7 protein-coding genes and 1 pseudogene are annotated in these 7319 nt (G+C 37.2%); 7 read left to right on the plus strand and 1 reads right to left on the minus strand.

Annotation, left to right across the window (positions count from 1 at the left end; all coding sequences use genetic code 11):
* Positions 1-136 precede the first annotated feature (136 nt).
* The 7 genes and pseudogenes from HWQ38_RS40435 to HWQ38_RS12045 all read left to right on the plus strand — a co-directional run.
* Positions 137-1009 (plus strand): annotated as a pseudogene (locus HWQ38_RS40435) (type I restriction-modification enzyme R subunit C-terminal domain-containing protein); the annotation flags it as partial.
* Positions 1010-1057: 48 nt separating this feature from the next.
* The gene (locus HWQ38_RS12020) at positions 1058-1894 is read left to right on the plus strand and encodes a hypothetical protein (protein ID WP_292793584.1); all 837 of its coding nucleotides are present in this window, start codon (positions 1058-1060) and stop codon (positions 1892-1894) included.
* A 58-nt stretch (positions 1895-1952) separates the two neighbouring features.
* Positions 1953-3362 carry a class I SAM-dependent DNA methyltransferase gene (locus HWQ38_RS12025; RefSeq protein WP_292793587.1) on the plus strand — a complete coding sequence of 470 codons (1410 nt, stop codon included), beginning with the start codon at positions 1953-1955 and terminating at the stop codon, positions 3360-3362.
* A gap of 87 nt (positions 3363-3449) precedes the next feature.
* The gene (locus HWQ38_RS12030) at positions 3450-3674 is read left to right on the plus strand and encodes a hypothetical protein (protein ID WP_292793589.1); all 225 of its coding nucleotides are present in this window, start codon (positions 3450-3452) and stop codon (positions 3672-3674) included.
* Complete coding sequence (locus tag HWQ38_RS12035; protein WP_292793591.1) at positions 3658-4080, plus strand: PIN domain-containing protein; 423 nt, start codon at positions 3658-3660, stop codon at positions 4078-4080. Before HWQ38_RS12030 ends, HWQ38_RS12035 begins: the two co-directional genes overlap by 17 nt.
* Complete coding sequence (locus HWQ38_RS12040) at positions 4077-5153, plus strand: restriction endonuclease subunit S (RefSeq protein ID WP_292793594.1); 1077 nt, start codon at positions 4077-4079, stop codon at positions 5151-5153. Before HWQ38_RS12035 ends, HWQ38_RS12040 begins: the two co-directional genes overlap by 4 nt.
* A gap of 18 nt (positions 5154-5171) precedes the next feature.
* Positions 5172-5777 carry a restriction endonuclease subunit S gene (locus HWQ38_RS12045; RefSeq protein WP_292793599.1) on the plus strand — a complete coding sequence of 202 codons (606 nt, stop codon included), beginning with the start codon at positions 5172-5174 and terminating at the stop codon, positions 5775-5777.
* Between the two features lie 201 nt (positions 5778-5978).
* Here the strand turns inward: HWQ38_RS12045 and HWQ38_RS12050 are convergent, their stop codons facing one another.
* The gene (locus tag HWQ38_RS12050) at positions 5979-7115 is read right to left on the minus strand and encodes a GUN4 domain-containing protein (protein WP_292793597.1); all 1137 of its coding nucleotides are present in this window, start codon (positions 7113-7115) and stop codon (positions 5979-5981) included.
* Between the last annotated feature and the right edge of the window lie 204 nt (positions 7116-7319).

Consider the following 7319-nt stretch of genomic DNA (forward strand, 5'->3'; position numbering starts at 1 on the left):
TAGTTCAATTGCTTGAATCACTTTTTGACGTAAATCATAACTATAGGATTTAGCCATAATATCGATCAAAGATTTCAGCTACATATTTAACACTGCTAATCATATTATATGTCCTAACGTATATGGCTACTGCTATACCTCTGAATTGCTGACGACGGGTGTTGATACTAAAACTTGCAAATTGATTGTTTTAGATCAGATTATTCAATCTCCAATTAAATTTAAGCAAATTATTGGTCGCGGTACTCGCATTGATGAAGACTATGGGAAAATGTTCTTCACAATTATGGATTTTAAAAAAGCGACAGAGTTATTTGCTGACCCTGATTTTGATGGCGATCCTGTACAAATTTATCAGCCTAAGCCAGTTGATCCAATTGTTCCGCCTGATGCTGGAGACGATGAGGTAGTTATAGATGATGGCGAGATTAGCCGCAAGCAAACGCGGGATAGGTATGTAATTGCAGATGAAGAGGTGTCTGTTGCTTTTATTCGAGAGCAATACTACGGCAAAGACGGTAAACTAATTACGGAATCGATTAAAGACTATACTCGCAAAACAGTTAGTCAGGAGTACGCCTCATTAGATGCTTTCTTGAAGAAATGGAACTCTACGGAGCAGAAGCAGGCTATTATTTAAGAGTTACAAGAGTTGGGTGTACCTTTGGAAGCGTTAGAGAAAGAGATTGGTAAGGATTTTGACCCATTAGATTTAATTTGTCATGTTGTCTTTGACCAACCGCCACTAACTCGCAGATAAAGGGCGAACAATGTCCGCAAGCGTAACTATTTTAGCAACTATGGCGAACAAGCCAGAACGGTTTTAAATGCTTTATTGGATAAGTATGCTGATGAAGGAATTGAAGATATTGAAGATATCAACATTTTAAAAGTAAAACCATTTGACCAAATTGGCACTCCTTTGGAGATTATCAAGCTTTTTGGGAGTAAGCAAAAATATCTTCAAGCAGTGATAGAATTAACGACCGAACTCTACAAAGTCTCTTAAAAAATAGACTTCGATATTCCTCATCACTTCATTTGAGAATTATCATCTATGGCACAAACAGATTGTTGGTTGAATAATGAAACAGTGCTAAGAGAATTCAAAGGTTTTTTTGATGATGTCAACCAAAGATTTTCTCAGTTCTATGAAGAACAATTTGATACAAATGAGATAGCACTAGATGGTAATTTAGGTAATTATTTGAGAAGTGAAGAAATTCTAGGCTTACATCTTAAAAGAATAAATCGTGAGAGAAATAGAACAAACTATCCATCACTTTCTTTAGCTTGTAGGCATATAACTCATGGAGAAGGAACTCATGGTGCAGATTTGGGTTTAATACTGCGTTTAAATCTTCCTAATGAGCAGATATTAGATAAAGCTGTATTAATTCAAAGTAAAAGGCTATACATAGATAGTAACAGAGAATTTTCTGACAAATCTGAATATCGCGAATTATTTGGAAGAATACAAAATAGAAATGCTGAAAGCAACAACAGACTCCCACCACAGTGGGATAGAATGTTAAATCAAACATCATCCAGCGTCTATTTTATATATAGTCCTGAAAAGTTTTTGTATAAAAATAAACTTTTAGATTTAGGGCTTCGTGTAATTCCAGCACAACGGATCGCTGGTATCTTTAACTCATCATCTAGTCCAAGAAGAAGTTTTACAGCGTATCATGCTTATAAAATGGCTAGACCATTTTCACAGTGGATGACTGAAAATTTTATATGCTGTTCTATTGGAGATATGAGTAGCCAAGTAATTAATACTGCTCTTGGTCGAAACACAAACTTTAGTATAAGGTCTAGTCTCGAAATGTCAATATACGCAGATGAAACTAATAGCGGTCGGATGGAACTCGATTTATGGAACCGATAGAGTAGATTTTTGAAATCTATTCCAAGAAGTATTGAATAATTTACATAAACCCATAAAAATGTCAATCAGCACTACAATTAAGACTATTCAAGATATCATGCGGAAGGATGAGGGCGTTGATGGTGACGCGCAACGCATTAACCAGTTAGTTTGGATGATTTTCCTCAAAGTTTTTGATGCCCGTGAAGAAGAATATGAACTGTTAGAAGATAATTATAAATCTCCGATTCCTGAAGGATTGCGTTGGCGAAATTGGGCAGCAGATTCCGAAGGTATCACAGGAGATGGTTTACTAGATTTTGTAGATAATGCTTTATTTAAAACCCTCAAAGAACTGAGAACGACGGCAACTGATGCGCGTGGGCAGATGATTGGTAAGGTGTTTGAAGATGCCTACAACTATATGAAAAATGGCACTCTCATCCGCCAAGTAATTAATAAGCTCAATGAAGTTGATTTTAATAAAAAAGACCAGAAAAAACAGTTCAGCGAAATTTACGAGAAAATTCTCAAAGATTTGCAGAGTGCGGGAAATGCTGGAGAATATTACACTCCCCGTGCGGTGACAAAGTTTATTGTAGATAGAATCAAGCCGCAATTAGGCGAAATTGTATTTGACCCAGCTTGCGGTACAGGTGGCTTTTTAACGGCAGCAATTGATTACATTCGCCAAAATTTTCAGAGTGCTGATGTCCCAGAAACTCTGCAACGGACGATTCGCGGAACTGAGAAAAAGCCCTTACCTTTTAACCTTTGTGTAACGAATCTGATTTTACATGGCATTGATGTGCCGTCAGCAGAACATGATAATACTTTGGCACGACCATTGCGCGATTACAGTCCTCACGAACGAGTGGATGTAATTATCACAAATCCGCCTTTTGGTGGGATGGAAGAAGATGGAATTGAGGACAATTTTCCGGCTAAATTTCGCACACGAGAAACGGCAGATTTATTTCTGGTGCTGATTGCTCATTTACTCAAAGAAGGTGGTAGAGGCGCAATAGTTTTACCAGATGGTACGCTGTTTGGGGAAGGTGTAAAGACGCGGATTAAAGAAAAACTGCTGCAAGATTGCAATCTGCATACAATTGTCCGCTTACCAAATGGCATATTTAGTCCCTACACAGGTATTAAAACTAATCTGCTATTTTTCACCAAAGGGGAACCAACAGAAACGATTTGGTATTATGAACACCCTTACCCAGCAGGTTATAAATCTTACTCGAAAACTAAGCCGATTCGCTTTGAGGAGTTTGCAGCAGAGCAAGAATGGTGGGATAACCGCGAGGAAAATGAGTTTGCTTGGCAGGTTTCAATTGCAGATTTGAAGGCGAATAATTACAACCTAGATATTAAAAATCCTCACAAAGTTGATGTAGAAGACGCGGATTTAGATAAGATGTTAGCAGATCATCAAAAACTCATGACGGAGTTGGGTGAGGTGCGGAGTAAGTTGAAATTTTAATTAATGGAAGCGTTGAATGATCAAGTTGATAAAACTATAGAAGAGTAGATAGAAACAAAATATATTAAAATATCTGGAGATTAGATTATGCAGATGGAAGTAGTAGAATTTCAAGGTATTGTCAAAGATGGTGTAATTCAAATTCCTGAAATTTATAAAGGAGAGCTAGATGGAGAGTCTGTCAAAGTAATTGTTATGAAAAAAGTTAGAAAAACAGCAGCAGTAGATATTATTGCTGAACTCATGGAGCATCCGGTGGAGTTTGAATGGCCTCCTTTGAACCGAGAAGAGATTTATGACTGCAATTTATGAGAATGGCTATTTTCTAGATTCTAATATCTGGATTTATGCTCTAGCGAATAATCAAGATATTAACAAACGCAATATAGCTTGTCGTCTAGTTGATGCTGAAGGGGTAATCATTAGTACACAAGTCATTAATGAAGTATGTCTAAATCTAATTAAAAAATCTTCTTTCACTGAGCAACAAATAACACAGTTAATAGAGGCATTTTATAAAGGTTCTCACATTATTTCATTTAATCGTGATATTTTAGTGAACTCTTCTAATCTTCGGAGTCGATATAATTTTTCTTTTTGGGATAGTTTAATTGTTGCTTGTGCTTTAGCTGCGGGAGCAAGTATTCTCTATTCTGAAGATATGCAGGATGGGTTGGTGGTAGATAGTCAATTAGAAATTGTGAATCCGTTTAAATGAAAGTAGATACATTTTTTCAAAATTTTGAATTGTTGACTGATGCACCAAATGCGATCGCAAAGTTACGGGAAATAATTTTGCAATTGGCTGTCAAAGGTAAGCTTGTTCCTCAAGACTCAAATGATGACGCTGCTTCATTATTGATGAACCATATTATTCAACAACGTAAAAGCCTTATTTCTCAAGGTAAACTTAAGGAAGAAAATTTATTAAGTATTAGCGATGATGAATTATTACATTCAATTCCTTCAAACTGGATTTGGACTCGTCTTGGTGAGGTAGTTAACTATAGCGGATCTAAAAAAGTATCTCCAGATGAAATACATGAAGATTCTTGGCTATTAGACCTTGAAGATATTGAAAAAGATACATCACGTATTCTTGCTAAAAAAACATTTGCAGATAAAGATTCTAAGAGTACTAAAGCTCAATTTAAAGCGGGTGATGTTTTATATGGAAAATTAAGACCTTACTTAAATAAGGTTGTTGTTGCTGATGCAGATGGATTTTGTGCTACAGAAATAGTACCGTTACAACCATACGAAGGGGTAATTCCTGAGTATATTAAGTATGTTTTAAAACGTCCTGATTTTTTAAATTATGTAAATTCAAAAACCTACGGTATAAATTTACCAAGGTTGGGTACAGAAGATGGACGGAGAGCAATTTTTCCATTACCACCAACTACTGAACAAAAACGTATTGTAGAAAAGTGCGATCGCCTGCTTTCCGTCTGCGACGAAATCGAAAAACGGCAGCAGCAAAGGCAAGAGAGTACTGTGAGGATGAATGAGAGTGCGATCGCTCAACTTCTCTCCTCGCAAAATCCCGATGAATTCCGCCAACACTGGCAGCGCATTTGCAACGATTTTGACCTACTCTACAGCGTTCCTGAAACAATCCCTAAACTGCGTCAGGCGATTTTGCAATTAGCAGTGCAAGGTAAACTTGTGCGTCAAGATCCTAATGATGAATCTGCCAGTTCGTTGCTTGAAAGAATCAAGGTTAATAAGGAAAAGTTGATTCAAGAAAAGAAGGTTAAAGAGACTCAGTTATTACCTGCAATTACTTAAAATGAAATAGAGTACATTATACCAAATACATGGTGTTGGGCAAGGTTAGCTAATATTTGTGAGTTTATAACAGATGGAACTCACTATACACCCAAGTATACCGAGCATGGGCGAATATTTTTATCATCTCAGAATATTAAGCCTTTTTCCTTCATGCCAAACAATCATAAGTTTGTTTCTGAAGAAGCATATCAAGGCTATATCAAAAATCGAAAACCAGAATTTGAAGATATACTTTTGACACGAGTTGGTGCGGGAATTGGAGAAGCTGCTGTTATTAATCAAAAATTAGAATTTGCAATTTATGTAAGTTTAGGATTGCTACGTCCATTCAAAGAATTCATAAATCCTTATTATTTAGTAATCTGGCTTAACTCACCGATAGGCAATAAACATTCTCAGAAAAATACCTATGGGAAAGGTGTTTCACAAGGTAATTTGAATTTAGGATTAATCCGAGGATTTGTTGTATCTGTTCCACCGCTTGCAGAACAAAAACGCATTGTAGAAAAGTGCGATCGCCTGATGTCTCTTTGCGATACCCTAGAAGCCAAATTGAAACAAGGGCGAGATAGCAACGAGAAACTGATGGAAGTTGCAGCAAAGCAAGTTTTAACAGCCTGATAACATCCTAGCGTTTCCCATTCAATCAGCTTGCAGGCGATCGCTGATATCCCCCCAGTACCAGGTATCGGATTGATGAAATGCTGATTACTGCGTGGAAACTTAGGTTGTAAAAAATATTTTAAAATTTCTGAAAGCCTTAAATGTGACAATTTACAAGTCACAACACCTTTTCAGAAGTCTCCGCGCGCGTGAAGACAATTACTCAAACTCTAGAAAATCACTCGAACCCTGCAATACACCTAACACCAAACCCCACTCGAAACTCCCCTCGACCTTAATCCACCCTCCATTCATACGCGTATAAATCAATAATGGTAAAGTTGCAGGAAGCAATTCCCGTCTCTGCACAGTGGCTACGGTGGTGGAACGCTTGATTGCATCATTTATTACTTCACTGTAAGTCATCCAACCCCTTTCATTTTTCCAACCTACGCGCTCACAAAGCTTTTCCAGTATTGTCTCAGTATACATACTCGTCCCACCTAGACTATGGTGAATGTTGCTCTTCTGGATGCTGATGCCAAATTTATTGTTACTATTTTCCAGCCAGAGTTGATTAATTTCTTTAAGAGTTTCACAGGGGAAATTCCTCAGTAGATCGCGCCAATCTCTATAGTTTTCTTTAACCATGACTTGGTAGAAAATCCAGGCAGTTTCCTCATCTGCCTCTTTCCACTGTTTTTGGTTCAGATAGTTTTCCAAAGCTTCACATAGTCCATCTTTTACCAAGTCATCGATGAATTTTCTCAATTCGGATTCAAAAGCTTTATCGGCTTCTGAGTTAAATTGAACTGCTAACATCTGAGAAAAGCCTTGCCTGAATTGTTCTGGATTGTTTTTATTAGCGAATTTCAATCGAAAAATTTCTTGCCATTCTTCTTCACTTGTATTTTTCTTATTCCCCCACAACTGATGTAATTTTTCATGAGCTTTCTGATAGAGAGAATATATTTGTGGCGCTTCAGGGAGGCGGATATTGGGGATAATGTGAGGTATAATGCGGGAAACTCGATAAATTCGATTTGATTCTTTTGGTTCGGGACTTACTTCTATAAGACCTAATTCAATCGCTCGAATCAACTGCTTTTTATCTTCAGAATTACACCCAGAAACTACTGATAATGCTGTCATAGGAACGGGAATTTCAAATACCAAACATCGGCTGAGTATTCGCTCAATGTCTTGGTCAATTTGCTCGTATAACTCTTCCCAAATTATTCTTCCTTGCCATTCAGTAGGATTGGCTTCAAATTGAGCGAGTTTTGTTTCTGCATCTTCTCCTAACAACACCTCATCATTTAACCATTCCAACAACCGAGGATTACCATCAGCCAAAATTTGGGCTCGCTCAATTAAATTTAGAGAAATTTCCTCGGAATTAAAAGCTTTTAATCGACTCAGTTTTTTCTGTAAATCCGATTTGCGGAAGGATTCTAGAGGTTGTTTGTAGAATGATTCATCCAGGTCTGATTCAAAGTCATAACCTGGAGTTTAGACTAAGCCATGAAAAAAGACCCAGCAGGGCTGAGTTAATCAGAG

This window comes from Nostoc sp. NMS7 (assembly GCF_017115085.1).
GTDB lineage: Bacteria > Cyanobacteriota > Cyanobacteriia > Cyanobacteriales > Nostocaceae > Nostoc.